We start from the raw sequence: 21,142 nt of genomic DNA, 5'->3' as shown, positions 1-21,142 counted from the left end.
ATTGCAAAACCATGAGCTCATTCGATGAGTCCATGACGGCGCATGGCTTCTTTCAAGGGTTCCAAATGCCCAGGTTCGATTTCGGAAAGCGGCATGCGCAGAGGCCCCGTTTCGTACCCCATGAGACGCATCGCCGTCTTGACGGGAATCGGATTGACCTCCGAAAAGAGAGCTGCAATCAAATCCATATAGTCGACCTGAATGGCCGCGGCTTCCTTGACCTTCCCCTCGAAATAGAGGCGGCACATATCGTGCGTCGCCCGCGGCGCAACATTGGCGAGAACCGAGATTACGCCCTTGCCTCCGACGGAAAGGATCGGCACGATCTCATCGTCGTTGCCGGAGTAAACATTGAGTTCATCTCCGCAGGCCTTGCGTATGCGCGCAACAGCAGCGAGATTTCCGCTCGCCTCTTTCGTCGCATTGATGCGCGGATGCTTGGAAAGCTCCGCATATGTCTCCGGCAGAATGTTGACGCCCGTACGCGACGGTACATTGTAGACAATCGAGGGAATGCTTACACTGTCGGCAATCTTCCAAAAATGCTTGACAAGACCGCCCTGCGTACACTTGTTGTAGTACGGCGTCACGAGCAGCAGCCCGTCGGCGCCGGCCTCTTCGGCATACTGCGAGAGCTGGACGGCATACTTCGTATCGTTCGAGCCTGTACCCGCGATGACGGGAATGCGCCCTTTTACCTCCTGCACCACGAACTTGATCGCAGCCTTATGCTCCGCGTCGCTCATGGCTGCAGCCTCGCCCGTCGTCCCCGTGACGATGATGGCGTCCGTGCCTCCCTTGATCTGATCCTCGATGACACGGCCAAACTCGTCAAAGTTCACCCCGTCTTCTGTAAAAGGAGTGATAATGGCAACGCCTGCACCAGTAAAGATTGGTTCTTTCATTCCTGCATCCTCCTTGGTGATTTTCCTTTAGGGAAGCGCTGAACCGGAGCTCCCTTTCCTGCGGCGCCCGCACAAACGAAAATCGCCGCACAGAAAACAACGCCGCATTCAACGTTTCTCTCCATTATTGCATGACAAGGGGATAAAGTCAATCGTTCGAGCCGCCCAAGGCATGGACAAGGCTGCCAAAAAGCGCAGCATTTTCCTTGAGCTTGTCCTCATTGCCGAAAACGCAGAGGATGTTTTGCTTCATGCAGGCCTCAATCATGGGCGCAAGGTCGCGGATTCCCTGCTGCCGCGTCGCCAGGATCTCATCACGTGTCCTCTGGCGATCCTCATGCGTAATGCCGCGCAGGAAATTGTCCTGCGCCCCCAGCCCCTTGAGCTGCGGGGTGCGCGGCGTATCGAGGCTGCTGATTGTGCCGATGATGAATTTTACCATCTCGCGGTCCGAAACGTCAAAATCGCGCAGATAATCCGCCGTATGATCGAAAATATCCAGTGTTTCGACCAGATTCGGATCGCGGTACGAACCGAAGAGCATGAAGCCGATGCGGCTGAACTGCGTAAAAGCGCCGTAAGCACCGCCCTGCACACGGATCTTCGTCCAGAAGTAATCATAGCGCAAAATTGTCTCGAGAACGCTCAAGGAACCCGTATAGGAAAAGCCGAGACGCAGGAAATTTGCAGCCTTTCCCACATACTGCACGCGGCTCGAGGAAAGAAGCCCCTCGTTCTTCGCCTCGACTTTCCAATGATACGTCCGGGGTACGGCGCTTTCCTGCGGCAGGCGACGGCAAAATGCCTCAACCTCTCCTTCAAAGAGAGCATAAGCCTTCGCGTGGAGCGTCAAACCGAAAGTCAGGCCATCCTTGCGGAAAACAAGCGGCAAAAGCTCCGCCAGCGTCGCGGAAAGCGAAGCGAAGCGTTCCTCGAAGTGATCGGTGATATCGACGATAAAACGGTGGAAGGACAGCCCCGCCTGTTCATTGTAAGCGCCGGCCGGCGAAAGATACGAAGCAAGGCGTACGGCCATGGCTTGCTGCGATGCGCTCATGACACGCATCTCCATGACGGCACGGCATTGGCCGCACAGTTCCTCCAGTCGTTTCTTGTCGTCAAATCTCGTCTCCGTCAGAATTTCTCCCAACAGAGAGAAAAGTTCAGGAAGATTTCTTTGAAACGCCCGGGCACGAATCCGAAAAAGGGGCATACTGGAATCCGGCTCCCCTTTTCTCGCCGCAGCAAACGCCTCATAGGAAATGCCGCCCGTATGGAGATTCATGCGATTCGCAATTTCAGCGTATGTATGGCTCTTCGTGTCCATGGCGCCCATGAGCTCGGAGAGCAGGAAGAGCTGCGGAATCTTTTCCTGCGGCACGCACTGCGTATCAAAATAGAGATTGAGATAGGCAATCTTGTTCGTGAAAATATCGCTGAAGAGCACCTTGCAGCCTGCAAGGCTGCGTTCCTCAAGAGGAATCCTCTCCGCTTCCGTACGGATGTCCGAAAGCGAAAGAAGCGGAATCTTCGCCAATGCCTCAGGCGTCTCGGGGCTTTCCTGACGCTCCTTGAGGCGTTTGTTCAGCGCAATGATGCGCTCGATTTCCTCAGGGCTGAGCCGCTCTTTTTTCGCCGCCAGCTCCTCGGCAAGCGCCTTGTCCCGCTCCCCTGCCAGCGTCTTGCTCGGCTTCAGGATCACGAGTGCGCGATGCGTGTTGTCGAGCAGGCGCTTTTCAAGCGTTTCCTCAAAATAGCGGCTTTCAAGCCCCTCGCGCATCTTTTTGAAGAGATTCTCATAATAAAGGTACAGCGCAGGATCTTCATCATAAAGCCAGCTGTTCATAATCTTGATATTATAGACAAGCCCTTTGGGGTATGTGCCGAAATCCGCCTCGCGCATCTTGAATTCAATCAGGTTGATCGAGGCTTCGAGCAAGGTTTTGTCAATGCCTTCCTCCACAAGACGGCGCAGCGTATCCTCTGTCACCGCAAGCAGCGTCTCGGCGCGCTCAGGCTCGGAACCGTTGACGACGATGCTCATATAAGGCTGCAGTACGGCATCCTCGAAGGAAGCGCCCACATCCTTGCCGATTTTTGCATCCATCAGCGCCTTCTTCAAAGGAGCCGCCTCCGTCTGCAAAAGCGCGTGCTGCAAGACGGACAGCGCCAAAAGCTCTTCGGCTGCAACGGCCTCTCCCATAAGCCAGCTCAGGGCGAGCAGCGTCTTTTCCTCGGCGCTCTCCCCCGCGCCTATGGAATACGCTTCTTCGATTTTCGCCATTCCTGCCAGGGGGTTCTGCCTTTCGATGGCGGAATTCGGTTCGATGCGTTCAAACGCCGAAAGATATTCCGCATCGAGATAGGCGAGTTTTTCCGCGAGATCCATCGCACCGTAAAGATAAATATAGCTGTTTGAGGGGTGATAGTAACGGCTGTGGAAGGCGACGAAATCTTCCTGCGTCAACGTCGGAATCGCCTCAGGATTGCCGCCCGACTCAAAGCCGTATGTCGTATCGGGATAGAGCGCGGCCATGATCTTGTTCTCAAGCACATCGTCCGGCGCGGACAGCGCCCCCTTCATCTCGTTGTAGACGACGCCGCTGTAAACGAGCGGCTTTTCGGGGCTCTCGATCTCGTAGTGCCAGCCCTCCTGCTGGAAGATTTCCGGCGTCTCGCGCATTGCCGGATAAAAGACAGCGTCCAGATAGACATCCATGAGATTCTGGAAATCCTTGTCGTTGCGGCTCGCCACGGGATACATCGTCTTATCCGGAAACGTCATGGCATTGAGGAACGTGTTCAAAGAACCCTTGACCAACTCGACGAACGGTTCCTTGAGCGGGTATTTCCTGGAACCGCAGAGCACGGAATGTTCAACGATATGCGCCACGCCCGTGTCGTCGGCAGGCGGTGTGCGGAACGTGATGGAAAAGACCTTGTTGTCGTCGTCATTTTCCAAAAAGAAAAGCCGTGCGCCGCTTTTTTCGTGCACGAACTCATAGGCTTTCGCATCGATCTCAGGCACCGCCTGCTGCTTGAGCAGGCGGAAGCCATGGAGGATCTCGTTTTCCTTCAGGTTCAACTTCATATAGATTTATTTCATCCTTTCCAGAGCCCTATGCCCGATATCCCTGCGGCAGAACGCATCCTTGAAATGGATGCAGCCTACGCCGCGGTAAGCCTTCTCGATGGCTGACCGAATGTCCGGCGCTTCCGCAACGACGTTGAGAACGCGTCCTCCAGCGGAAACAACAGCACCGTCTTTTTCCGCCGTACCCGCATGGAATACGAGGCAGCCCTCTTTCGCCGCCTCGTCCAGACCCTCGATAGGGGCGCCCTTCGCGTAAGCCTTAGGATAGCCGCCCGCCGCCAGAACAACAGTGACAGCCGCACCCTTGCTCCAAGGAATCTCGACTCCGTCAAGCGTTCCATCGACGCATGCCAGCATGATTTCGACGAGATCGCCGCGAAGCAGCGGCAGCACGACCTCCGTCTCAGGATCGCCGAAACGGCAGTTGAACTCGACGACCTTCACCCCTGCAGGCGTCACCATGAGACCGGCATAGAGGCAGCCTTTGTAGAGGCGCCCCTCTTTCTCCATCGCCCGGATTGTCGGCTCCAGTATCGTCCGCTGCACCTCCTCGACGAGCGCAGGCGGTGCGACAGGCGCGGGCGCATACGCCCCCATGCCGCCGGTATTCGGCCCCTCATCGCCGTCGTAGGCGCGCTTGTGATCCTGCGAAGGAACCATCGCCCGGATCGTCCTGCCATCGGTGAACGCGAGGATGGAAACCTCCTCGCCTGCCATAAATTCCTCTATGACGACGCGGCTGCCCGCCTGTCCGAAAGCCTTGTCCTCCATGATCTCATCGATCGCGGCAAGCGCTTCCTCTTCGGTCATGGTGACGATGACGCCCTTGCCCGCCGCGAGACCGTCCGCCTTGACGACGATCGGCGCTCCTTCCGCCCTGACATAGGCACGTGCCGAGGCCGCATCGGAGAAAACCCCGTACTTCGCCGTTGGAATGTCGTACTTCTTCATCAAGTCCTTGGAAAAGGCCTTCGAGCCCTCGATCTCCGCTGCAAGGCGCGACGGGCCAAACGCCTTGATTCCCGCGTCTGCAAGCGCATCGACAAGCCCGTCCGCGAGCGGCGCCTCAGGGCCGACGACAACAAGCCCGACGCCTTTCTCCTTGGCGAAAGCAACGACAGCCCCATGATCCGAAGCAGCAATATCCGGCACACATTCGGCAATTTCCGCCATGCCCGGATTTCCCGGCAAGGCATAAAGCTTCCCCGCCTGCGGGCTCTGCTGCAGTTTCCAGGCAAGCGCATGCTCTCTCCCGCCGCTGCCGATGACTAGAATATTCATCCCCATGCTCCTATTTCTCAATCTGTTCCGAAAGATACGCGGCGATATGCTCGTCGTAAACCGACGTGTGGCGAAATGCCTCGCGTGCGAGTTCCATGCGTTTCATGCCGCGCACGCAGCCGTCCTTCTTTATCATGTCGGCCACCTCGTCATAATGCGCCGGATTCGTCACAACAGCCACGAACTTGAAGTTTTTCGCCGCCGCACGAATCATGGCCGGACCGCCGATGTCGATGTTCTCAATCGCCTCGGCAAGCGTCACATTCGGCTTTGCAATCGTTTCATCAAACGGATAGAGATTGACGACGACGAGATCGATTGGCGTAATCTTATGCTCCTTCATCTGCTGTGCGTGCTTGGGATCGTCGCGCACGGCGAGAATCCCCCCATGGATGTAGGGATTGAGCGTCTTGACCCGTCCATCCATGATCTCGGGGAAACCCGTGACGTCGCTGACATAGAGCACCGGGATGCCGGCGTCGCGAATCGCCTTCATCGTGCCGCCCGTCGAAACAATCTCGACGCCGGCATCATGCAGCTTGCGCGCGAACTCGACGACGCCCGTCTTATCCGATACACTGATGAGAGCACGCTTGATTTTCATTGCCAATCTCCACCTTTCTATTCATCCAAAGGACGTACTTCGTCCCGCTTCTTACACAATCGTCACATGCCGGCCTTCCACCTTGAGCCGCCCGTCGACATAGAGCGCGATAGCACGCGGATAGAGAAGGTGTTCCTGCTCCAACACGCGCGCGGCGAGCGTATCTTCCGTATCATCGTCGAGGACAGGCACCGCCGCCTGCAGGATGATCGGTCCCGAGTCCATGCCCTCATCGACAAAGTGAATCGTGCAGCCCGAAACTTTCACGCCGTAAGCGAGCACGTCACGATGGGCATGCGCCCCGCCGAAGGACGGCAGGAGCGACGGATGGATGTTCAAAATGCGCCCTTGAAACTTTCGCACGAAATACGGGCTCAGAATACGCATGAACCCCGCGAGCACCACGAGCGTCACGCCTGCTTCTTCCAGCGCTGCGACAAGCTTTTTCTCAAATTCTTCACGCGAGGCGCACGCCTTTCTGTCGATACAGAGATGTGCAATCCCCGCCTTTGCCGCGCGCTCCAACGCCTTTGCCTCAGGCTTGTCCGTCAGGACGACGGCTACACGTGCGCGAATCTCACCCTTCTTCTGCGCCGCTATGATGGACGCAAGATTCGTGCCCCGTCCCGAACAGAGGATGCCGAGCACTTCCTTACTCATTGAAAACGCCGCCTTTGATCGTTACATCATGTGCGCCTTTTACAACGCGGCCGATATCGTAAAACATCTCGCCCTTTCCCCGCAAATATGCACGCATCTTTTCCGCTTCGTCGGGAGCCGCAATGATGACCATGCCAATGCCCATATTGAACGTGCGGTACATCTCCGGCCATGCCACATTGCCCCATTCCTGCAGGAGGCGGAAAATCGGCGGCATAGGCCAAGCCGCAGCGCCAACCTCCGCAGCGAGATGCTCGGGCAGAGCACGCGGAATGTTTTCGTAAAAACCGCCGCCTGTGATATGCACCATGCCGTGAATGTCAAAGGCTTGAATCAGCGGCAAGCACACGCGAGGATAGAGGCGCGTCGGCGTCAAAAGTTCCTCGCCGAGCGTCTTCCCGAGCTCAGGGAAATTTTCCCCGCCCGTGAAGCCCCTGCGCTCAAAGCAGATCTTGCGCACGAGGGAAAAGCCGTTCGAATGGACGCCCGAGGACGGCAGGCCGAGGAGCACATCCCCCTCTTTAACGCGTTCGCTCGTAATGATTTTCGCCCGCTCCACAACACCCACGGCAAACCCTGCGATGTCGTACTCCCCGTCGGCATAGAAGCCTGCCATTTCCGCCGTCTCGCCGCCGATGAGTGCACAGCCCGACTCCTTGCAGGCCGCCGCCACACCCTTGACAACCGAGGCGACCTGCTCGGGTATGAGCTTGCCGACAGCGAGATAGTCGAGAAAGAAAAGCGGCTCCGCTCCCTGCACGAGTATGTCGTTCACGCACATGGCGACAGCATCCTGTCCGACGGTATCATGCTTGTCGAGCATGAAAGCAATTCTGAGTTTCGTACCCACGCCGTCCGTGCCTGAAACGAGAACAGGCTCCTTGTACTTATCGCCCTGGAGCGCAAAAAGACCGCCAAAGCCGCCGAGATCGCCGAGAACCTCGGGACGATAGGTCGCCCGTACACTGTCCTTGATGAGCTTGACGGAATAATTGCCCGCATCAATATCGACGCCGGCATCGCGGTAGGTCAGTTCTTTTTCCATTCTGCCCCTCCAAAATCCATGAAACACTGCCACAGCACAAATAAAATACACAAACCCACCGCCATCCGAAGAATGGCGGCGGGTCATGACGATTTATCTCGCCTCGCCTGTCAGGCGGCGCAGAATCTCCTTGTAAGCATCCTCCACATTGCCAAGGTCACGGCGGAACCGATCCTTGTCGAGCTTCTCATTCGTATCGCTGTCCCAGAAGCGGCAGTTGTCCGGCGAAATCTCATCCGCAAGCACGACTGCGCCGTTCTTGTCACGGCCGAATTCCAGCTTGAAATCAACGAGCGTGATCTTCTTTGTCTTGAGATAATCCCGCATGATCTCATTGACTTTCAATGCCTGGCGTTCGATTTCATGAATCTCCTCATCCGTCGCCATGTTCATGGCCTTGACATGGAAGTGGTTGATCATAGGGTCGCCAAGCTCATCGCTCTTATAGTAAAGTTCCACGATGGGGATGGACATCTTCGTGCCTTCCTCAAGCCCCAGGCGTTCCGCGAGACTGCCGGCGGCAATATTGCGCACGACAACCTCAAGCGGGATGATCTCGAGTTTCTTTACGACCATTTCACGGTCGCTCGGCATACTGAGGCAGTGATGGTCAATGCCGTTCTTCTTCAGGAGGTCAAAGAAAAAAGCCGTAATCTTGTTGTTCATGACGCCCTTGTCGACGATTGTTCCCTTCTTCGCACCGTTGCCGGCCGTCGCGTCATCCTTGTAATAAACGAGCAATTCATCGGGATTGTCCGTTTCATACATGATCTTTGCCTTGCCTTCATACAGAACCTTTTTGCCCATCTTACTATGTCCTCCCATTATTTTTCCTGCAAAACACGGCTGCATGCAGCCCTTTCCCAAAGCTGTCCCTGCAGCCTGATCCCCGAGCGGCCTACCGATCGACCTGAGCCGCCACGCGCGCCGCTTTTTTGGCCACGCCTTCGCGCAGCTTTTCGCGGTATTCTTCAAGTTGGCTCGCCACGGCCACATCGCTCGCGCCGAAAATCTCCAGCGCAAAAATCGCCGCGTTCTTCGCACCGTTGACCGCCATCGTCGCGACAGGAATCCCCGACGGCATCTGCACCGTACTCAAGAGCGCATCCAAGCCGTTCAGAGGCGTCGCGTTAATGGGCACGCCGATGACGGGCAGCGTCGTGTAGCTCGCGATGACGCCAGCCAGATGTGCCGCCGCCCCCGCCGCAGCAATGATGACGCCCACGCCGTCCCTGCGCGCGTTCTCAGCATATTCATGCACTCTTCCCGGTGTACGATGCGCCGAAGCCACGACGACTTCCGTCTCGACGCCGAATTCTTTCAAAAGCTCGACAGCCGGCTTCATGATCGGCCAATCCGAATCACTGCCCATAAAAACAGCTGCTTTCATGAAAATCCATCTCCTTAGCCAGATAAACTTTCTTTTCTCCTCTGTCAATATTTATGATAGCAGATGAAAGGAAACGCTGTCAACCGCGACGACGGTCACGCTCCGCCCTGCGGCGGCCTCGTCATCGTACTCTGCAGCGCCTCCTTGAGCCTTCCCTCAAGCTGCACGAGCTCCTGCTCCGCTGCCTGCCTTCTGGCGCGGCCTTCCTGCTGTATCCTCAAGGTTTCCTCGATCGTCGTCACGAGGTCATCGTTCACCTTGCGCACCGTTTCTATGTCCACAATGCTGCGCTCGTTTTCCCGCGCTGTCGCAATCGTGCCGGCCTTGAGCATCTCCGCATTCTTCTTCAGGAGATCGTTCGTCATCTCATTGACGGAGTGCTGCATCTCGAGGACCTTTCGCTGGTTCGCAAGGCCGAGCGCGATGACCATCTGGTTCTTCCAAAGGGGAATCGCGTTGAAAATCGCACTCTGCACACGGTCGATCAGAACCTTGTCATTGTTTTGTATGAGACGGATCTGCGGCGCCGTCTGAATGGAAATCGTCTTGCTGATCTTGAGATCGTGCACCTTCTTCTCGAATCTCTCGACGGCGTTCTCGAAATCGCTGACGACCTGCGCTGCCATCGGATCGCTCGACGCGGCCGCCTGGGCGCGCAGCTTTGGCAGCGTCGTCTCGCGCATCTCCTGCATCTTCTCCTCGCCTGCCTGGATGTAAAGCTCGAGCGACTTGAAATACGCAAGGTTCTTCGCATAGAGACCGTCCAGCATGACGACATCCTTCATCATGAGCATACGCGACTTCTGCAGCGCCGTCTTGACCTTCTCGACCTGAACGGACACTCTCTCATACCCCTGCATCAGAGTCTCCGCCTTGCCGACAAGCGAGCTGACGAACGGCAGCTTTTTCAAAAAACCGCCGTCCGTATTTCCCGGCTCAAATCCCTTGACATTCGTCAGGAGTTCGCTTAGAAGTTCGCCGACATAGCCGCTGTCCTTCGCCCGCACATTGCTCAAAATGCTGTCTGAGAAATCCGCAATGTCCTTCTGCGCCGCTGTGCCGAAGTCGATGATTGCCGCCGAATCCGTGAGATCGAGACTTTCCTTGATTCGTTCCACCTCGGCACGCTCCTCGGGCGTAAGCTGCCCAACCGCCTGCGCAATCTGCTCGGCTTCCTGCACAGGCATAAGTTCCTGCGCCATTTCCTCCGCCTGCACGGCCTTCTTCTTCAACAAATCCTCAAGATTGACTTCTGCCATTTGACATTCCCCTTTTCGGCACTAGCCGTCACAATACGAAAAGTAAAAATCGTCCACGGGCATGAAGAGCCACCGCACCCCCTCGATGAAGCCGACAAAGATCGGGATGCCCGTCCATAGAAAGACGATATAACCAATCCCCTGAAAATTCTTGCCAAGGAAAAACTTATGCGCCCCAAAGCCGCCAAAAAAAATGCCGAGCAGGGACGCCGTCAGCTTGCGGCGCACGACATGCCAATACATCTCCTGCGGGATGACGCTTGTCCCGCGCGCAAGACCTGCAAGCCTTTCCAAGAAAAAAGAATGGCCGCCCGCCGGCTGCCTGCGCAGAAAACTCTCGGGCACGTTCCCAGCAGCGATTCCGACACGGTCTTTGGCCGGATCATCCGGCGCTGCGCCGTTCTTTCCCCCTCTGCCGTCCTTCTGCAGCGAACGCTGCAGAACCTGAAGCTCCGCATCGAGATCCATCAGCTGGTAATTCAAAAGGCGCCCGAACTGCTCCTCATAAACTGCATGAAAGGAGCGGAGCATATCCTTGACGCGTACTTTCATCGCCGCAACCTCAGCCGAGGCAAGCTGCGTCTCTTCCAGCTCCATATATTGGCGCAGCACGGAAACCGTCTTGTCCTGATAGATATTGATAAATTCTTCCGCCTGCGCCGTACGTTCCGGATGATGTTCCATGTAGCGCAGCATATTGGCCGAAATGTTCTGCAGTGAAACGAGATCCTGCACCATTTCCGTATCCTTGATCTCGCTCCTCAGCGACTGAAGATAATTATAGTCGTCAACAGCCTTGGCAAAACTCGCCTCCAACACGGGAGCCTTAGGCCCTTCCAGTCCTTTAAGCCGACGTCCTGAGAAAAGCAGTCCCGGGGCACGTCCCTTGCCGCGCACTTTCGCGGCGCTCCAACCGCAGAACCCACTCACCAAAAAAGCTGCCGCCGCACCCCAGAAGTTCTGCCCATAGCCGAGCCATACACTGGCTCCCAAAGACAGCAGCAGCAAAAACAAATAGAGATGGAACATCGAGCCGTACCCCCTCCAAAATGCTTCCTTCCTATTTTCTCTTCTATTCCCCAAGGAGCCGGAAAAATCCTTCCGCCGGAAAGAATTCTTCCCTCCGCCTCATCTTTGCCGGTATCCCCTTCTCCTCCGATAGTACATCTCCTACGCTGCCGAAAGTGCCCTTGCTTCCATAGCATAAAGCGGCTGTCTGCTGCCGCCCGCGATAAAAATCTTTTTCCCCTCTTGCATTTCCGCAAGTCCCATAGTATAATATTTATTGTTGTCGGGATGTGGCTCAGCTTGGTAGAGCGCATCGTTCGGGACGATGAGGCCGCAGGTTCGAATCCTGTCATCCCGACCATTATTCCGTACATAAAAGGGACTGTCACAAGAGTCGAATTCGGCTTATGTGACAGCCCCTTCTTTTTTATCTCCAAAATGCCAAACACATCCGGCTCTATGATAAATGCCGCGGTTCTCCCATCACCGTGGAGAGAGAATTGCCGCATTTATCGTAGAGCCGTTTTTCATCGTTTCTTTATTCCCCGTTTTTTTCCCGTTCCCTCTCTTCAATCATTTCATTTCGTTTCGCAAACTGATAGAGGATGCGTTCTTTGGAGAAGCCGCGTCCTCGCACTTCCGAAGCGTTGGAAACGATGAGGAACGCATTGGGATCGCATGTTTCGCAAATCGCCTTGACGCGTGCGAGCTGGGTCAGGGAAACGACGACAAAAGCAACCGCCTTTTTTTCCTGCAAAAAGCCGCCGCGCCCTTCCAGATAGGTAACGCCGCGATGCAGCGTTTCCATGATGCGTTCGCCGATCCTCTGGCTTTCTTCCGAAATAATGAAAATGGCTTTCTCGCGATTGAAGCCCGCTGCCCAGCGATTTGTAAGTTCCGCCGTCGCATAGATGCAGACCATCGTGAAGAGCGCCGTCTCAAGGCCGAAGAGCGCAGCAGAAGCGGCGATCACAAATAGGTTGAGCAAAAAAACGCCGGTTCCGACATCAATGGACCAATATTTCTTCAAAATCGCCCCGAGGACATCGAGACCGCCCGTATTCGAGCCGTATCGAAAAATAAGTCCGTAACCGATGCCCGAAACGACGCCGCCAAAAATGGCACTGAGCATGACATCCTGCACGGGATGCAGGAGCGCCAAGGAGCTGGAGCAATCGATGCCAAAGGAAAAGAGCACCGTGCCCAAAATCGTGTCTACAGCATAGCGCCGCCCCACAAAGCGATACGCAAGAAAGAGGATCGGCAGGTTGTAGGCGAGAATCTGCAGGCCCACGGGCCATCCTGCCAAGTAATGAAGCAGAATGGCGATTCCTCCGATGCCATTCGTCAAAAGATTCGCCGGCAGAATAAAAAGGTTGATGCCCACCCCGCAAACGGCACAGCCAAAGAGGATAAAAAGGTAGCGGCGTACTTCGTGGAGGATGTCTTGTTTCGTCAAAGTCATGCCCGTTCCTCCTCGGAAAAACATTTGCCTTGCTCCGCCGCTTCATCGGCAGCACGGCTGCCGCGCGTTTCTTCCCGCGCTCCTTCGGCCACCGGCGCAGCCTCCGAGCCGTCGTCTGCGGCACGCACCTCGTCCCGTTCCGCTTCCCTCGCCTCACGCGCTTCCCTCGCCGCCGCACGAGCCTCATCGCGCGGTTTGCCGCGTGCAATGAGGTAAAGCGGACGCCGCTTCACTTCCTCGAAAATGCGTCCGATATATTCGCCGAGAATGCCGAGCGCCACGAGCTGCAGGCCGCCGAAGATCAGGACGCATGCTGTAATCGTTGCCCAGCCGGGCACAGCACTGTCCTCGACAAATTTCGTATAGAGGACATGCAGCATCAAAAGAACGCTCAGAAGGCCACAAAAAAGTCCGCCGTAAAGACCAAGACGCAAAGGCACCGTTGAGTAGGCGAGTATGCCATCCAACGCGAAATGCAGCATCTTGCGCGGGGAAAATTTCGAAACGCCCGCGAAACGCTTGGGCGCCACAAACTCGATCTGCGTCTGCCGGTAGCCCATGGCGCCGATCATACCGCGAATGAAGCGCGCCCTCTCGCGGTAACGGCGGAACTCACGCACGACTTTCCGATCCATCAGGCGGAAATCGGAACCGCCTTCCTGGATATGGACACGCGATATGCTGTTCAATAATTTATAGTAATAATAAGACGTATATTTTTTCAGGAAATCGACGCCTTCCGTGCTTTTCCGAATGGTCTGCACAACCTCGCTTCCCTGCTCCCACTTGCGAATCAGCGTCGGAATCAGTTCGGGCGGATGCTGCATATCGCCGTCCATCATGATGACGGCCTCGCCTTCCGCATGATCGAGCCCACAGGTCAGAGCAAGCTGATGACCAAAATTGCGCGAGAGAAAGATCGGCTGCACATGTGCATCCTGCTCTTCAAGGCGGCGCAAGATTTCACGGCTCCGATCCCTTGAGCCGTCATCGACAAAGATCAGCTCGAAGTCGTATGCCGTATGGCGCATGACCTCAACGATCTTTTTATGAAAATGCTCGATATTGTCCTCCTCATTGAATACGGGAACAACAATAGAAATCAGCTTCACTTTTCCTGTCCTTTCTGCAAGGGATATAACGAGGTTACTTCAGCATGGCCCGGAAGGTGATTGCGCCGTCCTTGTAGCTGACGCCGATCTTGCCGCTGAGATAGCGCACAATCTCAGCCGCAATCGTCAGGCCGATGCCATAGCCGGCCTTCTCGCTGCTGTGCGACGCATCCGCACGGTAGAAACGCTCGAAAAAACGCGAATAATCAACGCCGGCTCCTGCCTCATAAGGATTCGTCACGGCAAAAATCAGGCCGCGGCCTTTTTTCCCGGGGCGCAGAACGACGCGCACCGTGCCGCCGTCATCGCAGTACTTCACCGCATTGTCCACAAAGACGTTGAAGAGCGTATAGACGATGCGCTGGTCAGCGAGCACATGAACATCTTCCGCAATATCCGCAGTCAGCGACTTGCCCTGTTCCTTTGTCGGCTGGCTGAAGGATTCCACCACCTCGCGTGCTGTCTCCGAACAGTTGACATCGATGGGATGGAAATTTTCCGACACGCGTTCTTCGAGCTTCGCCAACGACACCATATCATTGACGAGGCCGGAGAGACGCTTGACCTGTTTCAGTATGGTTTCTGTCCATTGGTTCCTGCCCGTCGTTATCTCAAGGACTTCCGTATTGGCCGAAATAATGGCGATGGGCGTCCTGAGCTCATGCCCGGCGTTCGTGATAAACTGGCGCTGGCTTCGCAAATTTCGCACAAACGGCTCAATCAAACGACGCGAAAAATAAGCGACAAGCGCGACGTAGAGCAGAATGCAAAAAACACCGATGAACCCGGAAAAGCGCAGACCGTTCCAGACCATCTGCATCTCCTTCGTGCAATCCATGACGACAACAAAGGAGTTCCCATCCTCAAGAGGCGTGACGAGATAGGCATAGTAGGCGCCTTCGGCTTCGTAATTACCGCGCATCCGGCGGCTTGCCAGGATTTTCGTCATGCGGTCCGCCGCCTCCTCCATGCTGACAGCGGCGATATGGCTTGTATTCACCGTATCCAATGTACCTTCGGCCGAAAATACTCCCCAATAGTAGCGCGTCTGATAGAGGAACTCAGGCGTATACTCGAAGCCTTCGTCATGGATGCTGCCGCGTTCGGGCAAGACGCCGCCATGTCGCGTGATATAGCGGAGCACCGCATCCATGTTGCTGCCCTCGTCGTAAAAGCTGACCAAATTCAAAGTGCCGAGCACGACGACAATGATGAGCACGACAGCCGCAGTGCCAAGGGCTATAAACTTGCGCCGCAGCCGCGATATCATTTCCATCTAATTCACCTCAGCGATTGTATAACTGCCCCCCTGCGTTCCCATGATTTCCAGATCACCATGCACGGCCCTGAGCTTTTGCCGCAGATAGGAAATATACATCCATACGATGCTCGCATCCTGCTCACCGTCCGGCCAGATGCGTTCATGAATCTCATCCGTCGTGACGCTTTTCCCCGCGTTCGTCATCAGATACTGCATGAGCTGCGCCTCCTTGCTGCCAAGACGGACCGCGCTCTTGCTCGAAAGCTCCAGATTTTCGACATCAAGCGTCACAGAGCCCATGCTCAAGGTCGCAGGCATATAGATCTCAGCGCGGCGCGTCAAGGAGCGCAGACGGGCCAATAATTCTCCCATAGCAAAGGGCTTGGGCAGATAGTCGTCCGCTCCCGCATCAAGTCCTTCGATGCGGTCGTCAACTTCCGCTTTCGCTGTCAAAAGCAGCACGGGCGTCCTGTCGCCTGACGCGCGCATCTCCTTCAGAGCCGTCACGCCATCCATCAAAGGCATCATCACATCGAACACGGCACAGGCATAAGCGCCCTTCCGGGACAAAGCCAGCGCAGTCTCGCCGTCGTGTACGGCATCGACCTCATAGCCTGAATGTTCAAGAACGGCAACAAGCGCCGCCGCCATATCTTTTTCATCTTCCGCCAAAAGGATTTTCATCATATCACCTCGTCGGCTCCACATCGGAGGCTCGAATCTGATCGCGAATCGTCTGCATCGACAAGTCGCAGGACGCCAGCTCATCAGCGCAGCGTTTGAGTTCCGCTGCCAGCAGTTCGCGATTTTTCACACGATGCTTGTACATCATCTCATGCTCGAGGCTCGCCCATGAATCCATCGCTAAAGTGCGAAGCTGCAGCTCGACGAAAAAGTGCCCCGGCGTCTTGCCCTCCACATCCATAAAAGGGGCTTCGACGGACAAGATCAGATGGTAGCTGCGATACCCATTCGGCTTCACATCACGGATATAATCCTTCTCCTCGAACACCTCGATGCCGGGCAGCGCCTTCAACGCCTCGACGACAAGATACACATCGTCAACGAAGCGGCAGACGACGCGGATGCCGATGGCATCATGCACCTCATGCAAGGCAGAAAATTCCGTTTCAGGCAGCCCCTTCCTGCGGCACTTCTCCCGCATACTTTTATCCTCTTTAATGCGTTTGTGCAAATGTTCATAGGGGCGCGAGCCTGTACGCTCGCGTTCCGCCTCTCCTATGGCCTCGATTTTCCTGTACAGATCGGCGAGAATCTCTTCCAGCGTCTTTTCATATTGTCCGTAGATGCTCACGGCGCATCTCCTTTCCCCAGCGTGCGTTGTACGTTTGCAGCAAAGCGGCAGGAACTCCCCTTCCTGCACCTCCCATCGCCGGATTCACCAATCTGACGGACTTCATTTTATCAGTGATTCCTTAGGCGACAATAAAAACCTGTTTATTTTTTCACAAGGTGCAGACGCGCCGCCTTCTTTCGCGCCACATCTCGCTCGAGCTCCGCCCTCATCCTGTCACTTCTCGATGCGCCCGTACCGTGCTGACCAATGTTTAGAAGTATGCCGACGCTCGCCATGCTGATCATAAGAGACGTGCCGCCATAACTGATAAAGGGAAGCGGCACGCCGATGACAGGCAGGAGCCCTCCGACCATCAGGAGATTGACCATCGCCTGCCCGCTGATCAGGAGCAGGATCCCCGTTGCCAGAAACTGCCCGTAAGCGTCAGCGGCAGCATTGGCGATGCGCGCACCATAGACGGTAAAGGCTGCATAGAGCACGAGCATCAGGAGAACACCGAAAAACCCCGTTTCCTGACTGAAAATGGCAAAGGCAAAATCCGTGTGCGCCTCGGGCAAATAGCTGTACTTGCTTACGCCCATGCCGAGCCCCATGCCTGTAAGCCCTCCCGACCCGATGGCCGAAAGCGACTGCACCGTCTGATAGCCGATGCCCTGTGCGTCCGCCCATGGATCCAGCAGGATCTTCAGTCGCGCCAGACGGTACGGCTGCAAGAAGGAAAGAGCGGCAACGGCCGTCAGAAAAACAGCTCCCATCCCCAAGACCTTCGTATGCTGCAACCCTGCAATACACATGAGCACAAACGGCACAAAAACGACGATGAACATCGTGCCGCCGTCCGGCTCAAGCTCGATCAGCAGTCCCATGAAGAGAACGATCATGTACTGCGGGTTGAAGAAGAGGATGTCGATGGGCTTGTCGTTGCGCACGCGATATGCTGCATAAGCCGAAATCAGCATCAGCGAAACAAGCTTTGCGACCTCAGCCGGCTGTATCTGCAGACCCGCCGTGCCCAGCCAGCGCTTCGAACCGTTGACTTCCGTGCCGACGAGAAGAACAGCGATGAGCGCGAGAATCGTAATGGATACGACGAGCCCCATCCATGAACGCCAGCGATGGTAATTCACGCGGCAGCCCAAAACAAAACAAAAGAAACCCGCCGCCAGGTTGATCAGTTGGCGCTGCAAAAAAAAGTACGGCGTACCAAAATTCGTTTCCGCCAGAACAAAGCTCGAGCTGAAGACATTGATGCTGCCGAATACAAGCAGAACGATAAAGATGGCAAACACAGCCTCCATATCGCTGACCCAGAAGGCCTTCTTCCCCTTCTCGCTTTCGCCTTGCTTTTCCATACTTTCCTCCTTCACGGGAACGTGACCTCGCAGCGGTTGATCTTCTCGCCCTGTCCGCTGAACTTCCTTTCATATTCTGTCATCACGTTATCCGCCCGCTCCTCGGCATGCAGATCATAAGAAATATCCGTGACAAAGAGGCCTGCGGCCTCGAACTCCTCAAGCGAAAAGTCGAAGAGCGGCCGATTGTCCGTCTTGAAGAGGAGCTTGCCGCCTGCGCAGAGAAGCTCCCCATAGCACGCAAGAAAATTCCGGTGCGTAAGGCGGCGCTTCGCGTGGCGCTTCTTCGGCCAAGGGTCGCAGAAATTCACATAAAAACGTGAAATCTCACCGGGAGAAAAAATCGTCCGAAGCCCGGCAATATCAAAGACGAGCAGACGCACATTCTCCAGTCCCTTTTCGCGAACCTTTCGGGCTGCAGCAATCAAGACATCCTGCTGCACCTCGATGCCGATGAAATTCGCCTCGGGATGAAGCTCTGCCATCCGGCTGATGAAATCCCCTTTGCCCGTGCCAAGCTCAACGAAAAGAGGCGCCTTACGCCCGAAGATTTCCTGCCAGCGCCCTTTCTCGCTCTCCCCCACCGGACAATCTTTCGGGTATACAAAGTCATCATATTCGTGAATGGCTTCATCCACCCATGGTTTTCTGCGCAATCGCAAAGCCTGTTCCTCCCTTACGATTTTTCCAAGCCAAATTTCTTCAGATAACGATAAAGCGTAACGCGGCTCACGTCAAGAAGGTTTGCCAAACGGCTGACATTGCCGCCCGCCGCCTTCCATGCCTTGAGAAAGATCTCCTTGTCCGTCTTCCATTGGTCGTCAGGCTTCACATCACCCATGAGGCTGATATCCTCGGGCGCTATGCTTTCCCCCGCCGTATGGAAAAATGCCTGTTCCAGAACGCTCTGGAGCTGCTTCGTATTGCCCGGCCAATCGTAGCGCTCGAGAATCTCCTGTGTCTCCGGCTGGAGGGTCTTCTTCCCCAGCTGATGCTGTTCGGCAAGTTCCGCGAGAATATGTTCCGCCAAAAGCGGGATATCCTCGCGCCGGTTTCTCAGGGAAGGCACGCGGACGACACTGCGCGAAACGATTTCATAAAGCTCTTTTTCAAAAAGCCCACGCTCCGTAAGACGCTTGAGATCGCTGTCGCAGGCTGCGATGATGCGCACATCAATGGGACGAGCGACGGTTTCTCCCATGCGCTCGACCGCACCCTTCCGCAAGACGCGGGCCAGGGAGGCCGCCGTTTTCTTCGGCAGTTTTTCAATCTCATCGAGAAAAAGCGATCCTTCCGAAGCGAGTTCGAGCTTTCCCGGACGGCTCACATAGGGAGCAACTGTGGCGCCGAACAATTCCCCTGCAATGATCTCGGGCTGTATATCACCGCAGCGGAAAGAAATCAAGGGGCCGCCCGCCCGCGAAGACGCCTGATGGATGCCGTGCGCAAGACGCTGTTTCCCCGTACCGGCCTCGCCCTGCAGCAGAATATGATTCTTGTTGCGCGCGACACGCAAGGCCTTTTCCTTCAACATACGAAAAGCCTGTCCCCTGCCCACCATCGAGTTGAGGCTGTACTTCGCCGTATAGCCCGCCGTATGCGCGACAAGCGTCCGAAGATCCTCGATGGGCATGGAAACCGTGACGACGCTCGAGACCTTCTGCGTCCCGGGAGCTTCAAGCGGCACGACGGTAGTGATATCCTCATACGTCTTGGCCGCCGTAATCCATGTGACCTCCTTGTTGTAGGAGGGGATTCCTGCAAATCCCTGGAAGATCGGTGTATGGCGATAATTGAGCACGATATCGTTGAGGTTCAGGAAGCGGCTCGTCTTCTCATCCCTGGCTCCGATGCGCGAAAGACGTTCGAGCCCGAGCCGGTTCGCATAAGCGACATCGCCGTGCGGCAGAACATGATAGACAGCAAAGGGCGCGGCATCGAGAATGGCTTCCTGCGCCTGTATGCGCAAAGCCTGTGCAAGCGCCGTCTCCAAAGCTCTTGAAAGGATCAGCAGATGCGCTACGACAGTATCCTGTGAAATGGCCGCAGGATCGGCAAGGACAATGTTCACAAGGTAACGCAGACTGCCGTTGACCATTACGGGCGCCGTGCAGGCGTCACTTGTATGGCTTGCTTCCCGCCACATCTCCGGTCCAAAAACAAAGAACGGCGCCTTCCGTTCCTGCACAATACTGATGCTGGAAGCGCCGATCTCGGAAAGCCCCAGGTACGATCCTTCCACCTGACCATGCGGCAGATGCATAAAAGGCCGCGAATAACTCTTGAGCACAAGTGCTTTTGCATCAAGAAGCAAAAGACTCAGGCCATACTTCTCAAAAAATTCCTGCACGCCTTCCGTCAGTCCGGATAGACAATCAATGGCATAGGCATGTTTTTGCTGCAATGCCTGGAACTCCTCGGGCAAAAAAGTATGTTTCGGCGCAGTGCCCACCTGCGGCACAGCGGCTTTCCGGCTCTCTCGCCAGGCAGCCGCAACCCACGGATGAACATTGGCATCCATTTCAGCCTCATCCCGAAACTTTCGATAATAAGATTCGAGTTTCGCCCTGCTTCGCTGCTCCCGTATCATGCTCTGTCATTCCCCCTCCCGTGCCAAGATGTGCATTTTAGACAAACAACCCATATCTTGTCCTGTTTACATACCGTATCATTGTACTACGAAATCGCGGGAGCGACAAGCCGTGGACAAGTCTTTCCGCCATTCCCGGCAATTCCTCTTGCCGCACCTGACGGATGCTGCTCCGCCATCGTCGTCAACGACTGGCTTTGCCGCTGTTTTTGCGGTATAATATGAAAGACTTGATCCTTTTTATATCGGAAAGCAGGTGATACCGCCCATGGCGACACAGACAAAAAAAATACGAAAAAACCTAAAGCCGCGGATGCCGGAAAAAAAGCCCGTAAAAAAAGGCAAAGACAGGTTCCTCCTGATCATGATGGTGCTGACGCTCTGCATTGCCTTGATCGGCTGGCAGCAGATGGATTGGCTGAATCGCTCGATGTACGGCTCGCTTTTCCTTTCCTTGCTTCTGATCTATGGCTATAAGCAGGGCAGCTTCGATGAACAGAAAAAGCTCTGGATGACAAGGGCCAGCATGGTCTTCATCGTCATCTCCTTCGCGCTCTTTGCTGCCATTTGTTACTTCCAGTACCTTTCCTGATGAAAAACGCCTCCCCGTGAGGCAGTCTTCCCGCTGCACCGCAACGCCCCGCAGACACGGGAGATGCAGCAAGCCAAAGCCCGCCCGTTCCCCGACAGGATTCACGCACGCTTCACGGAAGCGACATCCTTGCCGAAGGGGAACGGGCGGGCTTTTTGACATCTTCCTTAAGCACTCCGGTTTCGGGCCTCGCAGCCCGCCGCGCT

The 21,142-nt window shown here is 55.6% G+C and carries 18 protein-coding genes, 1 tRNA gene and 1 pseudogene; 2 read left to right on the top strand and 18 right to left on the bottom strand.

Annotation, left to right across the window (positions count from 1 at the left end; all coding sequences use genetic code 11):
- Positions 1-17 precede the first annotated feature (17 nt).
- The 10 genes from dapA to ACRTGH_RS09360 form a co-directional block, all read right to left on the bottom strand.
- The gene (dapA, locus tag ACRTGH_RS09405; RefSeq protein WP_368847417.1) at positions 18-905 is read right to left on the bottom strand and encodes a 4-hydroxy-tetrahydrodipicolinate synthase; all 888 of its coding nucleotides are present in this window, start codon (positions 903-905) and stop codon (positions 18-20) included.
- Between the two features lie 148 nt (positions 906-1,053).
- Positions 1,054-3,996, bottom strand: coding sequence for an insulinase family protein (locus ACRTGH_RS09400; protein ID WP_368847416.1), 2,943 nt, complete (start codon positions 3,994-3,996; stop codon positions 1,054-1,056).
- 6 nt (positions 3,997-4,002) lie between these two features.
- Positions 4,003-5,280, bottom strand: coding sequence for a phosphoribosylamine--glycine ligase (gene purD / locus ACRTGH_RS09395; RefSeq protein WP_368847415.1), 1,278 nt, complete (start codon positions 5,278-5,280; stop codon positions 4,003-4,005).
- Positions 5,281-5,290: 10 nt separating this feature from the next.
- Entirely contained in the window at positions 5,291-5,884 is a 594-nt protein-coding gene (locus ACRTGH_RS09390) for an IMP cyclohydrolase (protein ID WP_368847414.1), read from the bottom strand.
- A gap of 51 nt (positions 5,885-5,935) precedes the next feature.
- Entirely contained in the window at positions 5,936-6,544 is a 609-nt protein-coding gene (gene purN / locus ACRTGH_RS09385; protein WP_368847413.1) for a phosphoribosylglycinamide formyltransferase, read from the bottom strand.
- Positions 6,537-7,589: a phosphoribosylformylglycinamidine cyclo-ligase gene (gene purM, locus ACRTGH_RS09380; protein WP_368847412.1), complete on the bottom strand. Its 1,053-nt coding sequence runs from the start codon at positions 7,587-7,589 to the stop codon at positions 6,537-6,539. Before purM ends, purN begins: the two co-directional genes overlap by 8 nt.
- Before the next feature lie 93 nt (positions 7,590-7,682).
- Positions 7,683-8,396 carry a phosphoribosylaminoimidazolesuccinocarboxamide synthase gene (gene purC, locus ACRTGH_RS09375; RefSeq protein WP_368847411.1) on the bottom strand — a complete coding sequence of 238 codons (714 nt, stop codon included), beginning with the start codon at positions 8,394-8,396 and terminating at the stop codon, positions 7,683-7,685.
- Positions 8,397-8,487: 91 nt separating this feature from the next.
- Positions 8,488-8,979 carry a 5-(carboxyamino)imidazole ribonucleotide mutase gene (gene purE, locus ACRTGH_RS09370; protein WP_368847410.1) on the bottom strand — a complete coding sequence of 164 codons (492 nt, stop codon included), beginning with the start codon at positions 8,977-8,979 and terminating at the stop codon, positions 8,488-8,490.
- Positions 8,980-9,074: 95 nt separating this feature from the next.
- The gene (locus ACRTGH_RS09365; RefSeq protein WP_368847409.1) at positions 9,075-10,238 is read right to left on the bottom strand and encodes a toxic anion resistance protein; all 1,164 of its coding nucleotides are present in this window, start codon (positions 10,236-10,238) and stop codon (positions 9,075-9,077) included.
- Between the two features lie 21 nt (positions 10,239-10,259).
- On the bottom strand, positions 10,260-11,267 hold the full coding sequence (locus tag ACRTGH_RS09360) for a 5-bromo-4-chloroindolyl phosphate hydrolysis family protein (protein WP_368847408.1): 1,008 nt from the start codon (positions 11,265-11,267) through the stop codon (positions 10,260-10,262).
- 263 nt (positions 11,268-11,530) lie between these two features.
- Here ACRTGH_RS09360 and ACRTGH_RS09355 point away from each other — a divergent pair.
- Positions 11,531-11,607, top strand: a tRNA-Pro gene (locus ACRTGH_RS09355).
- A gap of 177 nt (positions 11,608-11,784) precedes the next feature.
- On the opposite strand, the gene ACRTGH_RS09350 is transcribed toward ACRTGH_RS09355, so the two are convergent.
- From ACRTGH_RS09350 to ACRTGH_RS09315, 8 genes and pseudogenes are all read right to left on the bottom strand, one after another.
- Positions 11,785-12,711, bottom strand: a complete 927-nt coding sequence (locus ACRTGH_RS09350; RefSeq protein ID WP_368847407.1) for a YitT family protein — start codon at positions 12,709-12,711, stop codon at positions 11,785-11,787.
- A gap of 161 nt (positions 12,712-12,872) precedes the next feature.
- Positions 12,873-13,823 (bottom strand): annotated as a pseudogene (locus ACRTGH_RS09345) (glycosyltransferase family 2 protein); the annotation flags it as partial.
- Between the two features lie 34 nt (positions 13,824-13,857).
- Positions 13,858-15,099 (bottom strand): sensor histidine kinase, encoded by a 1,242-nt coding sequence (locus tag ACRTGH_RS09340; protein WP_368847406.1) that lies wholly within the window; start codon positions 15,097-15,099, stop codon positions 13,858-13,860.
- Complete coding sequence (locus ACRTGH_RS09335; RefSeq protein ID WP_368847405.1) at positions 15,100-15,768, bottom strand: response regulator transcription factor; 669 nt, start codon at positions 15,766-15,768, stop codon at positions 15,100-15,102. It lies immediately after the preceding gene.
- A 4-nt stretch (positions 15,769-15,772) separates the two neighbouring features.
- Positions 15,773-16,399: a GTP pyrophosphokinase gene (locus ACRTGH_RS09330; protein ID WP_368847404.1), complete on the bottom strand. Its 627-nt coding sequence runs from the start codon at positions 16,397-16,399 to the stop codon at positions 15,773-15,775.
- Between the two features lie 143 nt (positions 16,400-16,542).
- Positions 16,543-17,754 (bottom strand): FtsW/RodA/SpoVE family cell cycle protein, encoded by a 1,212-nt coding sequence (locus ACRTGH_RS09325; RefSeq protein WP_368847403.1) that lies wholly within the window; start codon positions 17,752-17,754, stop codon positions 16,543-16,545.
- A gap of 11 nt (positions 17,755-17,765) precedes the next feature.
- A complete protein-coding gene (gene trmB / locus ACRTGH_RS09320) occupies positions 17,766-18,416 on the bottom strand; it encodes a tRNA (guanosine(46)-N7)-methyltransferase TrmB (protein WP_368847402.1) in 651 nt (216 codons plus the stop codon).
- Between the two features lie 14 nt (positions 18,417-18,430).
- Positions 18,431-20,344, bottom strand: coding sequence for a sigma 54-interacting transcriptional regulator (locus tag ACRTGH_RS09315; protein WP_368847401.1), 1,914 nt, complete (start codon positions 20,342-20,344; stop codon positions 18,431-18,433).
- A gap of 268 nt (positions 20,345-20,612) precedes the next feature.
- On the opposite strand from ACRTGH_RS09315, the gene ACRTGH_RS09310 reads away from it, so the two are divergent.
- Complete coding sequence (locus tag ACRTGH_RS09310; RefSeq protein WP_368847400.1) at positions 20,613-20,936, top strand: hypothetical protein; 324 nt, start codon at positions 20,613-20,615, stop codon at positions 20,934-20,936.
- The last annotated feature ends 206 nt before the right edge of the window (positions 20,937-21,142 follow it).

The organism is Selenomonas oralis (assembly GCF_051603425.1).
GTDB classification, from domain to species: Bacteria; Bacillota; Negativicutes; order Selenomonadales; family Selenomonadaceae; genus Selenomonas; species Selenomonas sputigena_A.
The sequence above is the reverse complement of the archived record's forward strand: the minus strand, read 5'-3'. Positions and strand labels throughout refer to the sequence as shown.

Coding starts and splice junctions, on each gene's coding strand:
- dapA (WP_368847417.1), bottom strand. CDS start 905: ATGAAAGAACCAATCTTTACTGGTGCAGGCGTTGCCATTATCACTCCT.
- ACRTGH_RS09400 (WP_368847416.1), bottom strand. CDS start 3,996: ATGAAGTTGAACCTGAAGGAAAACGAGATCCTCCATGGCTTCCGCCTG.
- purD (WP_368847415.1), bottom strand. CDS start 5,280: ATGAATATTCTAGTCATCGGCAGCGGCGGGAGAGAGCATGCGCTTGCC.
- ACRTGH_RS09390 (WP_368847414.1), bottom strand. CDS start 5,884: ATGAAAATCAAGCGTGCTCTCATCAGTGTATCGGATAAGACGGGCGTC.
- purN (WP_368847413.1), bottom strand. CDS start 6,544: ATGAGTAAGGAAGTGCTCGGCATCCTCTGTTCGGGACGGGGCACGAAT.
- purM (WP_368847412.1), bottom strand. CDS start 7,589: ATGGAAAAAGAACTGACCTACCGCGATGCCGGCGTCGATATTGATGCG.
- purC (WP_368847411.1), bottom strand. CDS start 8,396: ATGGGCAAAAAGGTTCTGTATGAAGGCAAGGCAAAGATCATGTATGAA.
- purE (WP_368847410.1), bottom strand. CDS start 8,979: ATGAAAGCAGCTGTTTTTATGGGCAGTGATTCGGATTGGCCGATCATG.
- ACRTGH_RS09365 (WP_368847409.1), bottom strand. CDS start 10,238: ATGGCAGAAGTCAATCTTGAGGATTTGTTGAAGAAGAAGGCCGTGCAG.
- ACRTGH_RS09360 (WP_368847408.1), bottom strand. CDS start 11,267: ATGTTCCATCTCTATTTGTTTTTGCTGCTGCTGTCTTTGGGAGCCAGT.
- ACRTGH_RS09350 (WP_368847407.1), bottom strand. CDS start 12,711: ATGACTTTGACGAAACAAGACATCCTCCACGAAGTACGCCGCTACCTT.
- ACRTGH_RS09340 (WP_368847406.1), bottom strand. CDS start 15,099: ATGGAAATGATATCGCGGCTGCGGCGCAAGTTTATAGCCCTTGGCACT.
- ACRTGH_RS09335 (WP_368847405.1), bottom strand. CDS start 15,768: ATGAAAATCCTTTTGGCGGAAGATGAAAAAGATATGGCGGCGGCGCTT.
- ACRTGH_RS09325 (WP_368847403.1), bottom strand. CDS start 17,754: ATGGAAAAGCAAGGCGAAAGCGAGAAGGGGAAGAAGGCCTTCTGGGTC.
- ACRTGH_RS09315 (WP_368847401.1), bottom strand. CDS start 20,344: ATGATACGGGAGCAGCGAAGCAGGGCGAAACTCGAATCTTATTATCGA.
- ACRTGH_RS09310 (WP_368847400.1), top strand. CDS start 20,613: ATGGCGACACAGACAAAAAAAATACGAAAAAACCTAAAGCCGCGGATG.